We start from the raw sequence: 13,575 nt of genomic DNA on the forward strand, positions 1-13,575 counted from the left end.
CCCTGCTCTCGCCAGTCGATCTACCCACGAGTAGCATCCTGGCCATGGCAGACACGCAGCAGGTTGACGCGAGGGCCGACCGCAAGGCCGCAAAGCTCGCCCGGGAGATCAGCGCCTTCGCCAAGGCCCACGGCGGCGCCGAGGGCCAGGTGGCCTACATCGGCGAGCGCGGCGCCCGCATCGTCCTCGTCGGCGAGGACGGCGGCTGGGGCGACCTGGTGGCCCCCAGCACCGAGATCGCCCAGCAGGCGGTGGAGAAGGCCGGTATCACCGTCCACGAGTCCTTCGACGGCGAGTTCGCGGCGAAGGTGAAGACGGGCTCGTACGAATGGAAGCGGATGGCCGGCATTCAGATCGGCGGCTGAACAGCGCGCCCCTGAAGGGGGCAGGGAACTGCGGGCGACCATGACGGACCGGTAGCCGCAGACGAACGCGCATTCCCGAGCCCATCCGCGACCTCGAACCCCGTTCACTCGTTAAGCCGCGAAAGCCGGTGCACACGGGGAGTCCGGGATGATCGAAACGCCGTCCCTCGTGGACCAGTACTGCCACGGCGTACTGCGAACAGAGCTGGGCCTCGGCACCTTCGAGGCCCAACTCGCCCGCACCGAGGGCCCACCCGCAGCGGGCACCACCCTCTTCGACACCCAGACGGGATTCGCCGTACGGCGCTGGTGCCCGCCCCTGCTCGGACTGGAACCGCACTGCCCGCCCGCCCGCTATCTGGCCCGGCGCCGGGAACTGGGCGTCCTGGAAGCGGGGCGCAGGCTGCTGCGCGGCAGCGGCATCACCACCTACCTCGTCGACACCGGCCTGCCCGGTGACCTCACCGGCCCGGCTGAGCTGGCGTCCACGGGCGATGCCGACGCCCGTGAAATCGTCCGGCTGGAGCAGCTCGCAGAGCAGGTCGCCGACACCTCCGGCACCGTCGAGTCCTTCCTCGCCAACCTCGCCGAGTCGGTGCACGGCGCCGCCGCGAACGCGGTCGCCTTCACCTCCGTCGCGGGGCTGGGACACGGCCTGGCGCTCGCGCCCGAGCCGCCGGGACCGGGGGAGGTGCGGGGCGCGGCGGGCCGCTGGCTGGCCGGTCGGCGGGTCGGCGGGCCGCTCACCGACCCGGTGCTGTTACGGCATCTGCTGTGGATCGCCGTGGCCTCCGGCCTCCCGCTCCAACTGCACGCCGGGCTCGGCGAACCGGCGTCCCGCATCGACCGTACCGACCCCGTGCTGCTCACCGACTTCGTGCGGGCCACGGCAGGCCTCGGCACCGACCTGATCCTGCTGCACGGCTACCCGTACCATCGCCACGCCGCGCATCTGGCCGGCGTCTTCCCGCACGTCTACACCGACTCCGGCGCCGCACTGGTCCGCACCGGCGCCCGTGCGGCCACCGTCCTCGCCGAGATCCTGGAGCTGGCCCCCTTCGGCAAGATCCTCTTCTCCACCGGCGCCCATGGCCTGCCCGAGCTGCACGTCGTCGGCGCCCGGCTGTTCCGCGAGGCCCTGGCCCGGGTCCTGGGCATCTGGGTCGCCGAGGGAGCCTGGTCCCTGGAGGACGCCCAGAGGGTGGCCCGGATGGTCGCGGCGGACAACGCGCGCCGGGTTTACGGACTGGAGTGAGCTGCCCAGACTGGGCGGATGCCGACCGCATCGCTGCTCGACCGGTTCCTCGACGGACTCACGCCGCTGCGGCCCCGCGGGGTGTGGGCACACGGCTCACTGGCCGGCGGTGACTATCAGGAGGGCCGCAGCGACCTGGACCTGATCGCCGTACTGCCGGGCCCGGTGCGCCTCGGGACCGTACGGCGGGTGGCGGCCCTGCACCGGCGGCTGCGGGCCGAACCCCTCGCCCCGAAACTCCACTGCAGCTATCTGACCCCGGCCACCCTGGGCGACCCGGACCGCCCGCACCTCACCTGGGCCCACGGACGCCTGCTGCGCCGCCCGGTCACCCCCGTCACCCGGCGCGAGCTGCACGACTTCGGGCGGGTGCTGTACGGCGGATCCCCGGCCGGGCTGCTCCCGCCGGTGCCGGAGCGGCAGTTGCACGACTTCGTCGTACGGGACCAGCGGGACTACTGGCGCCCGGCGGTGGACAAGGCCCGGCTGTGGCGGCAGGACGTGTGGGTGGACCTGGGCCTGCTCACCTTCGCCCGGGCCACCGTGACCCTGCGCGACGGGCGGCTGGTCTCCAAGCGGGAGGCACTCGCCGAACTCCCGGCGCTGGGCGCTCCCGTCGAGGTCGTCGAGGACATCACCCGCCGGCGCTACGACGACGACCCCGCCCCGGCCGCCCAGGACTGGCGCGACCGCCGTGCCGAGCTGACCCGTGCCTACCTCGGCCCGGCGATCGACACGCTGGTCACCACCTACGGGTGACTCACGCGCGCGTGCCCACCGTCATCTCGGCCGAGGGGCCGGGCAGGTCCGGCGTGGCCTCCGGGCGTTCGCGCAGCGCCAGCAGGACGCGCAGCACACCGATCCACACCAGGCATGAGCCGAGCATGTGCAGGCCCACCAGCAGCTCGGGCAGGTGGGTGAAGTACTGCACGTAACCGATCACACCCTGGCCGAGCAGGATCAGGAACAGATCGCGGGTGCGCGCGAGCGGGCTCTTCGGCGCGTCCACCGCCTTCAGCACGAACCACAGCGCGAACGTCAGCGTCACCACGATCCAGGCGAGCACGGCGTGCAGCTTGGCCACCGTCTCCCAGTCGATGGGGATCCGCTTGACGTCGCTGGAGTCGCCCGCGTGCGGCCCGGCTCCGGTCACCACCGTGCCGATCGCGATGAGCAGCAGGGACGCGGCCACCAGGAACCACACCAGCTGCTGCACGGCCTTGCCGACCAGCGGCCGGGGCGCGCCGTCGCCTTCGCGGGTGCGCTGCCACATCAGCGCGGCGACGGTCGTCAGGGCCGTCGCCAGCAGGAAGTGGGCCGCGACCGTGTACGGGTTGAGGCCCACCAGCACCACGACGCCGCCGAGGATCGCGTTGCTCATCACCAGCCAGAACTGCGCCCAGCCCAGCCGGGTCAGACTGCGCCGGTACGGCTTCTCGGAGCGGGCGGCGATGATCGCCCAGCCGACCGCAGCGCACAGCACGTACGTCAGCATCCGGTTGCCGAACTCGATCGCGCTGTGGTAGCTCAGCGCGGTCGTCGGCGTCAGCGAGCCGTCGGTGCACTCGGGCCAGGTCGGACAGCCGAGGCCGGAGCCGGTCAGACGGACGGCGCCGCCGGTGACGACGATGACCACCGACATCACGAGCGCGGCGAGGGCCGCCCGCTGGACCGTCCGGGGAGAGGGGGTCCAGCGTTCGGCGATGAAGGCGAGCGGGTTGCGCACGGCCGCTGCGGCGTCGGCGGGGTTCAGCTTGGGCACGCCCACCATCGTAGGCCGCCGCTTGTGCACGCTTTCACGAGGGTCCACCGTGCGGGCTCACTCCCAGCGGAAGAACTTGCCCGCCGCGGCCAGCCCGACGACCGCCCACACCGCGAGGATGCCCAGGTCGCCCCACGGCATCCCGGCGCCGTGCTGGAGCACGTCCCGCAGCCCGCCGGAGAGCGCCGAGATGGGCAGCAGCCCGAGCACGTGCTGTGCGCCCGAGCCGAACTTCTCCAGCGGCACGATGACGCCGCCGCCGACGAGGAGCAGCAGGAAGACCAGGTTGGCGGCGGCCAGGGTCGCCTCCGCCTTCAGCGTGCCCGCCATCAGCAGGCCGAGGCCGGAGAAGGCGGCCGTACCGAGGATCAGCAGGAGCAGGACGGCAGCTGGGTTGCCGTGCGGGGACCAGCCCAGCGCGAACGCGATCGCCGTGAGCAGGATCACCTGGAGGACTTCGGTGACCAGCACGGACGCGGTCTTCGCGGTCATCAGGCCCCAGCGAGGCAGCGGCGAGGAGGCGAGCCGCTTGAGCACGCCGTAGCGGCGCTCGAAGCCGGTCGCGATGGCCTGCCCGGTGAACGCGGTCGACATCACCGCCAGCGCCAGGATGCCGGGGGCGAGGAAGTCGACCGCCTTGCCCTTGCCGGTGTCCACGATGTCCACCGAGCTGAAGAGCGCCAGCAACAGGGTCGGGATGACCACGGTCAGCAGCAGCTGCTCGCCGTTGCGCAACAGCATCTTCGTCTCCAGGGCCGCCTGCGCCGCGATCATGCGGGGGAGCGGCGCCGCGCCCGGCTTGGGGGCGTACGTACCGGTTGCAGTCGTCACGAGCGCAGCTCCTTGCCGGTCAGCTCCAGGAAGACGTCCTCCAGGGTGTGCCGCTCCACCGAGATCCGCTCCGGCATCACTCCGTGCTGGGCGCACCAGGAGGTCACGGTGGCCAGCAGTTGCGGGTCGACCTTGCCGACGACCCGGTAGGCGCCCGGGGTGAGTTCTGCGGCCGTGCAGTCGGCCGGCAGGGCCTTCAGCAGGGAGCCCACATCGAGGCCGGGGCGGCCGGTGAAGCGCAGGGTGTTCTCGGCGCCGCCCTTGCACAGCTCCTCCGGGGAGCCCTGGGCGATGACCCGGCCGCCGTCGATGACCGCCACGTCGTCGGCGAGCTGCTCGGCCTCTTCCATGTAGTGGGTGGTGAGGATCACCGAGACGCCGTCGGCGCGCAGGTCCTTCACCAGGTCCCAGGTGGCCCGGCGGGCCTGCGGGTCCAGGCCGGCCGTCGGCTCGTCCAGGAACACCAGCTCCGGGCGTCCGACGACGGCCATGGCGAGCGCGAGGCGCTGCTGCTGGCCGCCGGACAGCCGCCGGTAGCCGGTCCGGCCGCAGCTGCCGAGGCCCAGCCGCTCGATCAGGGCGTCCACGTCCAGCGGGTGCGCGTGCAGCTTGGCCACGTGCCGGAGCATCTCGTCGGCCCGGGCGCCGGAGTACACGCCGCCGGACTGGAGCATCACGCCGATACGGGGACGCAGCTCGGCGGACTGGCGTACGGGGTCGAGGCCCAGGACACGCACCGTGCCGGAATCCGGCTTCCGGTACCCCTCACAGGTCTCGACCGTCGTCGTCTTCCCCGCCCCGTTGGGACCGAGTACGGCGGTCACGCCCGCCCCGGCCACCAGGTCGAGGCCGTCCACCGCGGTCTTCGTGCCGTACCGCTTCACCAGGGCCTGGACCTGGACCACAGGCTCACTTCGCATGGTCCCAGAGTCTAGGGAGACCGCTTGCCGTCCGGACCGGCGGGTAGGGGAACTCACTCCTCCCGGGGTCGGTGCAGCGGCAGCCACCGCTCGGCGTAGGCCACCGCGTCCGCCACCGGGAACAGCCGGGCGTCCGCCGCGCCCACCTTCCCGCGCACCACGGGCCGGTCCCGCTCGAAGTCGTGCCCCAGCTCGTCGAACCGGTCGGCGTCGATCGACACCTCGACCACCGTCTCCCAGCCGCCACCGGGAGCGGGCCGCCCGACCTCCACCAGCGGGGCGGGTATCCGGTACTCGGCCAGGTGGAAGGCGGTGCAGGAGTCGTAGCCCGCGCCGAGCAGCAGGACCCGGGCGCCCAGCTTCTCCAGCCGGGCCAGCGGGCTGTGCTCGCCGAGCCGGCAGTCGGGGGCGTGGCCGTCGGTGATCTCCCGCGCGCGGGGGCCGAGCGCCGCGAACGAGGTGTGCGGGTGCGCGCTGCGCAGGGCACCCGGCCAGGTCCGTACGGTCTCCGGGATCACGCCGACCCCGCGGGTGGGGGTGATCAGCGGGTCGTACGGCGGCATGGTCGCCCGGATCCGGTCCCACCACTGCCGGGGCACGGGCGGTCTGCTCCACAGCGCGGGGTCCGACAGGTCGGCCGACTGGGCGGGGACGACGAGCGTGCCCGAGGGGCCGAGGGCGTCGAGCAGTCCCTGGACGACCGCGACGGCCCCTCCGTTCACCCAGCCGAGAGAACTGAGCGAGGAGTGGACGAGGAGGGTTTCCCCGGTCTCGACACCCAGAAGGCGCAGCTGTGCGGCGAGGATGTCGCGGGTGACGAGAGGGCCGGTGGGAGGGGGTGTCGGCATGGTCGCGAGTCTTCCGGACGGGCCCGCGTGCCGCCACCGAATTGCCTGCTCAGGACAGTGCCCGTGATCGATCAGAGATCGTTTCCGCAGGTCACATTAGGTATGCCTAAGTGACGCAGGGCACCGCTCGATGATCCGGACGGCGCTTGTCAGGCTCCGCGGAATTACGCAACAATGGCGTTGTGAAAAACGTCGGCGAGGCTCGGGAGACCCCCCTGGGGGCCCCGCAGGAGGAACTCGCGACCGGTGAGCGCTCCACGCGCAACCGCGTCGCGCGCTCCATCCTGGACCACGGCCCGTCGACCGTCGCCGAACTCGCCGGCCGGCTGGGACTGACCCAGGCGGCCGTTCGGCGCCACCTGGACGCACTGGTCGCCGACGACGTCGTGGAGGCCCGCGAACAGCGTGTGTACGGCACGCGCACGCGCGGCCGCCCCGCCAAGGTCTTCGCGCTGACCGACTGCGGCCGGGACGCCTTCGACCAGTCGTACGACAAGCTCGCCGTGGACGCGCTCCGCTGGATCGCAGAGCAGGGCGGAGGCCCCGAGGCGGTCGCGGCCTTCGCCCGCGCCCGGATCGCCGCCCAGGCGAGCGCGTACCGCAAGGCGATCGAGGCGGTCACGCCGGACAAGCGAGCCGAAGCCCTGGCCAAGGCCTTGAGTGTCGACGGGTACGCTGCTACGGCGCGCAACGCACCGGTCGGCGAGCAGCTGTGCCAGCACCACTGCCCGGTCGCTCATGTCGCGGAGCAGTTCCCGCAGCTGTGCGAGGCGGAGACGGAGATCTTCGCCGAGCTGCTGGGTACCCACGTCCAGCGACTGGCGACCATCGCGCACGGCGACGGCGTCTGCACGACGTTCATCCCCAAGACATCCACTGACGCATCTGCAACGACGGCCGGGAGGAACCCCGCATGACTCTCCCCACGGAGACTGTCCACCCTGAGCTCGAGGGCCTGGGCAAGTACGAATACGGCTGGGCCGACTCCGACGTGGCCGGTGCCTCCGCCAGGCGCGGCCTGAACGAGGAGGTCGTCCGCGACATCTCCGGCAAGAAGTCGGAGCCGGAGTGGATGACCAAGCTGCGCCTGAAGGGCCTGAAGCTCTTCGAGAAGAAGCCGATGCCGAACTGGGGCTCCGACCTCTCGGGCATCGACTTCGACAACATCAAGTACTTCGTGCGCTCCACGGAGAAGCAGGCGGAGTCCTGGGAGGACCTGCCCGAGGACATCAAGAACACCTACGACAAGCTGGGCATCCCGGAGGCCGAGAAGCAGCGCCTGGTCGCCGGTGTCGCCGCCCAGTACGAGTCGGAGGTCGTCTACCACCAGATCCGCGAGGACCTGGAGGAGCAGGGCGTCATCTTCCTCGACACCGACACCGCCCTGAAGGAGCACCCGGAGCTCTTCAAGGAGTACTTCGGGACCGTCATCCCCGCCGGTGACAACAAGTTCGCGGCCCTGAACACGGCCGTGTGGTCCGGCGGCTCCTTCATCTACGTGCCGAAGGGCGTGCACGTCGAGATCCCGCTCCAGGCCTACTTCCGCATCAACACGGAGAACATGGGCCAGTTCGAGCGGACGCTGATCATCGTCGACGAGGGTGCCTACGTGCACTACGTCGAGGGCTGCACCGCCCCGATCTACAAGTCGGACTCGCTGCACTCCGCGGTCGTCGAGATCATCGTCAAGAAGAACGCCCGCTGCCGCTACACGACCATCCAGAACTGGTCGAACAACGTCTACAACCTGGTCACCAAGCGCGCCGTGGCCTACGAGGGCGCGACCATGGAGTGGATCGACGGCAACATCGGCTCCAAGGTGACGATGAAGTACCCGGCCGTCTACCTGATGGGCGAGCACGCCAAGGGCGAGACCCTCTCCATCGCCTTCGCGGGCGAGGGCCAGCACCAGGACGCCGGTTCGAAGATGGTCCACATGGCGCCGAACACCTCGTCCAACATCGTCTCCAAGTCGGTGGCGCGCGGTGGCGGCCGTACCTCGTACCGCGGCCTGGTCGAGATCGGCGAGGGTGCCCACGGCTCCAAGTCGAACGTGCTGTGCGACGCGCTGCTGGTCGACACCATCTCCCGCTCCGACACGTATCCCTACGTCGACGTCCGCGAGGACGACGTGTCCATGGGTCACGAGGCGACCGTCTCCAAGGTCTCCGAGGACCAGCTCTTCTACCTGATGAGCCGCGGCCTCTCCGAGTTCGAGGCGATGGCGATGATCGTGCGCGGCTTTGTCGAGCCGATCGCCAAGGAGCTGCCCATGGAGTACGCCCTCGAGCTCAACCGGCTGATCGAGCTGCAGATGGAAGGCGCGGTCGGCTAAGGCCCGCCCCATCGGTCAGCACACGTCTTACTCAGAAAGCGAGCACTACGACAGCCATGGCTGAGGCTCAGAACACCCCGGTGGGCTCCACCACCGCCGGCCAGATCGCGGTCGCCGCGGAGTCGACCGTCGTCTCGCGCATGAGCGCGCCCCCGTCCTTCGACGTGGCGGACTTCCCGGTCCCGCACGGCCGCGAGGAGGAGTGGCGGTTCACCCCGCTGGAGCGCCTGCGCGGGCTGCACGACGGCACCGCCGTCGCGAACGGCGGGGGCGTGAAGGTCACCGTCCAGGCCCCCGAGGGCGTCACCGTCGAGACCGTCGGCCGCGACGACGCCCGCCTCGGCAGGGCGGGCACCCCGGTGGACCGCGTCGCCGCCCAGGCGTACTCGGCGTTCGAGAAGGCCGGCGTGGTCACCGTCCCCAAGGAGACGGTGCTCACCGAGCCGATCCGGATCGCCGCGCACGGCGAGGGCGGGGTCGCCTACGCCCACCAGGTGATCGAGCTGGGCGCCTTCGCCGAGGCCGTCGTGGTCATCGACCACACCGGTGACGTCGTGCTCGCCGCCAACGTCGACTACGTCCTGGGCGACGGCGCCAAGCTGACCGTCGTCTCCGTCCAGGACTGGGACGACAAGGCCGTCCATGTGGCCCAGCACAACGCGCTGCTCGGCCGGGACGCCTCCTTCAAGTCCGTGGTCGTCACCTTCGGCGGTGACGTCGTCCGCCTGCACCCGCGCGTGACCTACGCCGGCCCCGGCGGCGAGGCGGAGCTGTTCGGCCTGTACTTCACCGACGCCGGTCAGCACCAGGAGCACCGCCTGCTGGTCACCCACAACACCCCGCACTGCAAGTCGAACGTCGTCTACAAGGGCGCACTCCAGGGCGACGACGCGCACGCGGTCTGGATCGGCGACGTGCTCATCGAGGCCAAGGCCGAGGGCACGGACACCTACGAGATGAACCGCAACCTCGTCCTCACGGACGGCGCGCGCGTCGACTCGGTGCCGAACCTGGAGATCGAGACCGGCGAGATCGTCGGCGCCGGCCACGCCTCCGCCACCGGCCGCTTCGACGACGAGCAGCTCTTCTACCTGATGGCCCGCGGCATCCCGGAGCACGAGGCCCGCCGTCTGGTGGTCCGCGGCTTCTTCGCCGAGCTGGTCCAGCAGATCGGTGTCGCCGACATCCAGGAGCGCCTGCTCGCCAAGATCGAGGAGGAGCTGGAGGCTTCGGTCGCATGACCTTCGTACGCGTCTGCGGGCTGAGCGAGCTGGAGGAGGACACCCCGAAGCGGGTGGAGATCGACAGCACGCCGGTCTCGGTCGTCAAGACCGAGGGCGAGGTGTTCGCGATCCACGACATCTGCTCCCATGCGAACGTCTCGCTCTCCGAGGGCGAGGTGGAGGACTGCCAGATCGAGTGCTGGCTGCACGGCTCCTCCTTCGACCTGCGCACCGGCAAGCCGTCCGGCCTCCCGGCCACGCGCCCCGTCCCCGTATACCCCGTCAAGATCGAAGGGGACGACGTTCTCGTCTCCCTCACCCAGGAGTCCTGAGGCACCCATGGCAACGCTTGAAATCCGAGACCTGCACGTCACCGTCGAGGCCGACAACGCCACGAAGGAGATCCTCAAGGGCGTCGACCTCACCGTGAAGCAGGGCGAGACGCACGCCATCATGGGCCCCAACGGCTCCGGCAAGTCGACCCTCGCCTACTCCCTCGCGGGTCACCCGAAGTACACGATCACCAACGGCACCGTCACCCTCGACGGCGAGGACGTCCTGGCGATGTCCGTCGACGAGCGCGCCCGCGCCGGCCTGTTCCTGGCGATGCAGTACCCGGTCGAGGTCCCCGGCGTCTCGGTCTCCAACTTCCTGCGCACCTCCGCCACCGCCGTCCGCGGCGAGGCCCCCAAGCTGCGCACCTGGGTGAAGGAGGTCAAGGAGGCCATGGAGCGCCTCAACATGGACCCGTCCTTCGCCGAGCGCAACGTCAACGAGGGCTTCTCCGGCGGTGAGAAGAAGCGCCACGAGATCCTCCAGCTGGAGCTGCTCAAGCCGAAGGTCGCGATCCTCGACGAGACGGACTCCGGTCTGGACGTCGACGCGCTCCGCATCGTCTCCGAGGGCGTCAACCGCGTCCGCGAGACCGGCGAGGTCGGCACCCTGCTGATCACGCACTACACGCGCATCCTGCGCTACATCAAGCCCGACTTCGTCCACGTCTTCTCCGGTGGCCGGATCGTCGAGTCCGGCGGTGCCGAGCTGGCCGACAAGCTGGAGGACGAGGGCTACGAGGCATACACGAAGGGTGGCGTATCCGCGTGACACAGCTGCCGGGCCTCCTCGACACCGAGGCGATCCGCAAGGACTTCCCCGTCCTGGACCGACAGGTCCACGACGGCAAGAAGCTCGTGTACCTGGACAACGCGGCGACCTCGCAGAAGCCGCGCCAGGTGCTGGACGCCCTGAGCGAGTACTACGAGCGCTACAACGCCAACGTCCACCGCGGTGTGCATGTGCTCGCCGAGGAGGCCACGGCGCTGTACGAGGGCGCGCGCGACAAGGTCGCCGCGTTCGTCAACGCGCCGAGCCGCGACGAGGTGATCTTCACCAAGAACGCCTCCGAGTCGCTGAACCTCGTGGCGAACATGCTGGGCTGGGCCGAGGAGCCCTACCGGGTGGACCACGAGACCGAGATCGTCATCACGGAGATGGAGCACCACTCCAACATCGTGCCGTGGCAGCTGCTGGCGCAGCGCACCGGCGCCAAGCTGAAGTGGTTCGGTCTGACGGACGACGGCCGGCTGGACCTGACCAACATCGACGAGATCATCACCGAGAAGACGAAGATCGTCTCCTTCGTGCTGGTGTCGAACATCCTGGGCACGGTCAACCCGGTCGAGGCGATAGTGCGCCGCGCCCAGGAGGTCGGCGCGCTGGTCTGCATCGACGCCTCCCAGGCCGCCCCGCACATGCCGCTGGACGTGCAGGCCCTGCAGGCCGACTTCGTGGCCTTCACCGGCCACAAGATGTGCGGCCCGACGGGCATCGGCGTCCTGTGGGGCCGCCAGGAGCTGCTGGAGGACCTTCCGCCCTTCCTGGGCGGCGGCGAGATGATCGAGACGGTCTCGATGCACTCCTCCACCTATGCCCCGGCGCCGCACAAGTTCGAGGCGGGCACGCCCCCGATCGCCCAGGCGGTCGGTCTCGGCGCGGCGATCGACTACCTCCAGTCGATCGGCATGGAGAAGATCCTCGCCCATGAGCACGCGCTCACCGAGTACGCGGTGCAGCGACTGCAGAAGGTCCCGGACCTGAGGATCATCGGCCCCACCACGGCCGAGGACCGGGGTGCCGCGATCTCCTTCACGCTCGGTGACATCCACCCGCACGACGTGGGCCAGGTCCTCGACGAGCAGGGCATCGCGGTCCGTGTGGGTCACCACTGCGCGCGGCCCGTCTGCCTCCGGTACGGAATTCCTGCGACCACGCGAGCGTCGTTCTATCTATACTCCACGCCGGCCGAGATCGACGCACTGGTCGAGGGGCTGGAGCACGTACGGAACTTCTTCGGCTGAGAGGCGTGAGCTGAAACCGTGAAGCTGGACTCGATGTACCAGGAAGTCATCCTGGACCACTACAAGAACCCCCATGGGCGTGGTCTGCGGGATGGCGACGCCGAGGTGCACCATGTGAACCCGACGTGCGGCGACGAGATCACCCTCCGCGTGAAGTACGACGGCACGAAGATCGCGGACGTCTCGTACGAGGGCCAGGGCTGCTCCATCAGCCAGGCGAGCGCGTCGGTCCTCAACGAACTGCTGGTCGGCAAGGACCTGACCGAGGCGCAGAAGATCCAGGAGACCTTCCTGGAGCTGATGCAGTCCAAGGGCAGGATCGAGCCCGACGACGCGATGGAGGAAATCCTGGAGGACGCGGTCGCGTTCGCCGGTGTCTCCAAGTACCCCGCGCGGGTCAAGTGCGCCCTCCTGAGCTGGATGGCGTGGAAGGACGCGACGGCCCAGGCTCTGGGTGGCGCCGACGCCGAAAGGAAGACGGCATGACCGACACCGCAGAGATGAAGCCCGCCTCCGAGGAGGAGCTGCGCGAGGCCCTGATGGACGTGGTCGACCCCGAGCTGGGCATCGACGTCGTCAACCTCGGCCTGATCTACGGCATTCACATCGACGACTCCAACGTGGCGACCGTCGACATGACCCTGACCTCCGCGGCCTGCCCGCTGACGGACGTCATCGAGGACCAGGCCAAGTCCGCCACGGACGGCCTCGTCAACGAACTCCGCATCAACTGGGTCTGGATGCCCCCGTGGGGCCCCGACAAGATCACGGACGACGGCCGCGAGCAGCTTCGGGCGCTCGGCTTCAACGTCTGACACAGCGCCTGTGAAAGGGGCCATGGCCGTGTGCCGTGGCCCCTTTCGCGTGGCCGGGCTTCGGGTGCTCAGCCCAGCCCGTCCACCAGCAGGAACGCCGAGTCGGCGCGGTAGAGGCCGGTGTTCTGGTACGGGTCCAGCTTCAGCTGGAAGTTCTGGTGGCGCAGGAAGCGGCCGGGGTAGTTGACCGACTCCAGCATGGTCGCTCCGCCGATGGAGGAGGGGCGGGGGCAGAAGGTGGCGTCCTGGCGGAACAGGGGCGTGCCGTCGTCGTGTTCGGCGCGCAGGAGGAAGTTCCGGTGGCGCAGATAGCCGCCGTCCGCCGTGGCGAAGGAGTAACAGGAGCTGTCGGCAAGGCCTTTGACGACAGTGAAGCTCGCGGCGCGGCGGTCGGCCGGGGTGGTGACCGGGTCGAGCCGTACGAAGTCGCCGCTGATGTGCCAGTAGCGGTTGGGGTAGTTCAGGGAGCGGACCGATCGCCGGGTGGAGGCGGGTTTTGTGGAACTCCCCTGCTCGGCCGGTGACTTGGACGGTGTGGGTTTCGGGCTCTGGGTCGGGTACGGGACGGTGGCGGGTGGTGTCACCGACGTCGTCGTGGTTCTGTCCCCGGCCGCAGCGGCCGTACTCGCCGACGGCGAGGCGAAGGAGAGCAGGCCGGGGCCGTTGTCCGTGGGGGCTCCGGTCGGCTGTGCGGCGGTCGTGGTGTGCGGCGGTCCGTCGTTCACCGCCAGCGCCGTGACGCAGGCGGTGACCACCGCGAGCGCCAGCGCGCCGGCCAGCCAGAGTCTTCGGGTGCCGGAGGGGCGGGAGGAATCGGCGGTCCAGCCGGTCTCCCAGGGATGGGGGGTGTGGTCGGGCATGGCC

The 13,575-nt window shown here is 70.1% G+C and carries 16 protein-coding genes; 11 read left to right on the forward strand and 5 right to left on the reverse strand.

Features of this window, described 5'->3' with window-relative positions:
- Window positions 1–44: 44 nt before the first annotated feature.
- The 3 genes from ACZ5NH_RS20930 to ACZ5NH_RS20940 all read left to right on the forward strand — a co-directional run bounded on the left by ACZ5NH_RS20930 (window position 45) and on the right by ACZ5NH_RS20940 (window position 2,379).
- On the forward strand, window positions 45–365 hold the full coding sequence (locus tag ACZ5NH_RS20930) for a hypothetical protein (RefSeq protein WP_388621135.1): 321 nt from the start codon (window positions 45–47) through the stop codon (window positions 363–365).
- A 148-nt stretch (window positions 366–513) separates the two neighbouring features.
- Window positions 514–1,620, forward strand: coding sequence for an amidohydrolase family protein (locus tag ACZ5NH_RS20935; protein ID WP_451553597.1), 1,107 nt, complete (start codon window positions 514–516; stop codon window positions 1,618–1,620).
- An 18-nt stretch (window positions 1,621–1,638) separates the two neighbouring features.
- Window positions 1,639–2,379 (forward strand): DUF4111 domain-containing protein, encoded by a 741-nt coding sequence (locus tag ACZ5NH_RS20940; RefSeq protein WP_468777232.1) that lies wholly within the window; start codon window positions 1,639–1,641, stop codon window positions 2,377–2,379.
- A 1-nt stretch (window position 2,380) separates the two neighbouring features.
- On the opposite strand, the gene ACZ5NH_RS20945 is transcribed toward ACZ5NH_RS20940, so the two are convergent.
- The 4 genes from ACZ5NH_RS20945 to ACZ5NH_RS20960 are packed head-to-tail and all read right to left on the reverse strand — an operon-like array spanning window position 2,381 to window position 5,981.
- On the reverse strand, window positions 2,381–3,391 hold the full coding sequence (locus tag ACZ5NH_RS20945; RefSeq protein ID WP_468777410.1) for a COX15/CtaA family protein: 1,011 nt from the start codon (window positions 3,389–3,391) through the stop codon (window positions 2,381–2,383).
- Between the two features lie 48 nt (window positions 3,392–3,439).
- Window positions 3,440–4,156, reverse strand: a complete 717-nt coding sequence (locus ACZ5NH_RS20950) for an ABC transporter permease (RefSeq protein WP_451553607.1) — start codon at window positions 4,154–4,156, stop codon at window positions 3,440–3,442.
- A 53-nt stretch (window positions 4,157–4,209) separates the two neighbouring features.
- Window positions 4,210–5,133, reverse strand: a complete 924-nt coding sequence (locus ACZ5NH_RS20955) for an ABC transporter ATP-binding protein (protein WP_388621128.1) — start codon at window positions 5,131–5,133, stop codon at window positions 4,210–4,212.
- A gap of 53 nt (window positions 5,134–5,186) precedes the next feature.
- Window positions 5,187–5,981, reverse strand: a complete 795-nt coding sequence (locus ACZ5NH_RS20960; RefSeq protein ID WP_468777234.1) for an AAC(3) family N-acetyltransferase — start codon at window positions 5,979–5,981, stop codon at window positions 5,187–5,189.
- 182 nt (window positions 5,982–6,163) lie between these two features.
- Here ACZ5NH_RS20960 and ACZ5NH_RS20965 point away from each other — a divergent pair, with 182 nt between their 5' ends.
- From ACZ5NH_RS20965 to ACZ5NH_RS21000, 8 genes are read left to right on the forward strand one after another with little or no spacing between them, the layout of a single operon-like run.
- Window positions 6,164–6,898: a helix-turn-helix transcriptional regulator gene (locus ACZ5NH_RS20965; RefSeq protein WP_468777236.1), complete on the forward strand. Its 735-nt coding sequence runs from the start codon at window positions 6,164–6,166 to the stop codon at window positions 6,896–6,898.
- Window positions 6,895–8,316, forward strand: coding sequence for a Fe-S cluster assembly protein SufB (gene sufB, locus ACZ5NH_RS20970; protein WP_076092455.1), 1,422 nt, complete (start codon window positions 6,895–6,897; stop codon window positions 8,314–8,316). Before ACZ5NH_RS20965 ends, sufB begins: the two co-directional genes overlap by 4 nt.
- A gap of 56 nt (window positions 8,317–8,372) precedes the next feature.
- A complete protein-coding gene (gene sufD, locus ACZ5NH_RS20975) occupies window positions 8,373–9,557 on the forward strand; it encodes a Fe-S cluster assembly protein SufD (RefSeq protein ID WP_451553600.1) in 1,185 nt (394 codons plus the stop codon).
- On the forward strand, window positions 9,554–9,871 hold the full coding sequence (locus tag ACZ5NH_RS20980) for a bifunctional 3-phenylpropionate/cinnamic acid dioxygenase ferredoxin subunit (RefSeq protein WP_153535175.1): 318 nt from the start codon (window positions 9,554–9,556) through the stop codon (window positions 9,869–9,871). Before sufD ends, ACZ5NH_RS20980 begins: the two co-directional genes overlap by 4 nt.
- A gap of 7 nt (window positions 9,872–9,878) precedes the next feature.
- Window positions 9,879–10,643: a Fe-S cluster assembly ATPase SufC gene (gene sufC, locus ACZ5NH_RS20985; RefSeq protein ID WP_399171927.1), complete on the forward strand. Its 765-nt coding sequence runs from the start codon at window positions 9,879–9,881 to the stop codon at window positions 10,641–10,643.
- Window positions 10,640–11,896 carry a cysteine desulfurase gene (locus ACZ5NH_RS20990; RefSeq protein ID WP_388621119.1) on the forward strand — a complete coding sequence of 419 codons (1,257 nt, stop codon included), beginning with the start codon at window positions 10,640–10,642 and terminating at the stop codon, window positions 11,894–11,896. The genes sufC and ACZ5NH_RS20990 overlap by 4 nt, the downstream gene beginning before the upstream one ends.
- Window positions 11,897–11,914: 18 nt before the next feature.
- Window positions 11,915–12,382 carry a Fe-S cluster assembly sulfur transfer protein SufU gene (sufU, locus tag ACZ5NH_RS20995; protein WP_468777239.1) on the forward strand — a complete coding sequence of 156 codons (468 nt, stop codon included), beginning with the start codon at window positions 11,915–11,917 and terminating at the stop codon, window positions 12,380–12,382.
- The gene (locus ACZ5NH_RS21000; protein ID WP_100825566.1) at window positions 12,379–12,711 is read left to right on the forward strand and encodes a metal-sulfur cluster assembly factor; all 333 of its coding nucleotides are present in this window, start codon (window positions 12,379–12,381) and stop codon (window positions 12,709–12,711) included. Before sufU ends, ACZ5NH_RS21000 begins: the two co-directional genes overlap by 4 nt.
- A gap of 68 nt (window positions 12,712–12,779) precedes the next feature.
- Here ACZ5NH_RS21000 and ACZ5NH_RS21005 read toward each other — a convergent pair whose 3' ends face one another.
- Window positions 12,780–13,571, reverse strand: coding sequence for an AbfB domain-containing protein (locus ACZ5NH_RS21005; RefSeq protein ID WP_468777241.1), 792 nt, complete (start codon window positions 13,569–13,571; stop codon window positions 12,780–12,782).
- Window positions 13,572–13,575 lie beyond the last annotated feature (4 nt).

Source organism: Streptomyces sp. NPDC031426, assembly GCF_055581585.1.

Coding starts and splice junctions, on each gene's coding strand:
- sufD (WP_451553600.1), top strand. CDS start 8,373: ATGGCTGAGGCTCAGAACACCCCGGTGGGCTCCACCACCGCCGGCCAG.
- ACZ5NH_RS20955 (WP_388621128.1), bottom strand. CDS start 5,133: ATGCGAAGTGAGCCTGTGGTCCAGGTCCAGGCCCTGGTGAAGCGGTAC.
- ACZ5NH_RS20980 (WP_153535175.1), top strand. CDS start 9,554: ATGACCTTCGTACGCGTCTGCGGGCTGAGCGAGCTGGAGGAGGACACC.
- sufB (WP_076092455.1), top strand. CDS start 6,895: ATGACTCTCCCCACGGAGACTGTCCACCCTGAGCTCGAGGGCCTGGGC.
- ACZ5NH_RS20935 (WP_451553597.1), top strand. CDS start 514: ATGATCGAAACGCCGTCCCTCGTGGACCAGTACTGCCACGGCGTACTG.
- ACZ5NH_RS20930 (WP_388621135.1), top strand. CDS start 45: ATGGCAGACACGCAGCAGGTTGACGCGAGGGCCGACCGCAAGGCCGCA.
- ACZ5NH_RS21000 (WP_100825566.1), top strand. CDS start 12,379: ATGACCGACACCGCAGAGATGAAGCCCGCCTCCGAGGAGGAGCTGCGC.
- ACZ5NH_RS20945 (WP_468777410.1), bottom strand. CDS start 3,391: ATGGTGGGCGTGCCCAAGCTGAACCCCGCCGACGCCGCAGCGGCCGTG.
- ACZ5NH_RS20940 (WP_468777232.1), top strand. CDS start 1,639: ATGCCGACCGCATCGCTGCTCGACCGGTTCCTCGACGGACTCACGCCG.
- sufC (WP_399171927.1), top strand. CDS start 9,879: ATGGCAACGCTTGAAATCCGAGACCTGCACGTCACCGTCGAGGCCGAC.
- ACZ5NH_RS20950 (WP_451553607.1), bottom strand. CDS start 4,156: ATGATCGCGGCGCAGGCGGCCCTGGAGACGAAGATGCTGTTGCGCAAC.
- ACZ5NH_RS21005 (WP_468777241.1), bottom strand. CDS start 13,571: ATGCCCGACCACACCCCCCATCCCTGGGAGACCGGCTGGACCGCCGAT.
- ACZ5NH_RS20960 (WP_468777234.1), bottom strand. CDS start 5,981: ATGCCGACACCCCCTCCCACCGGCCCTCTCGTCACCCGCGACATCCTC.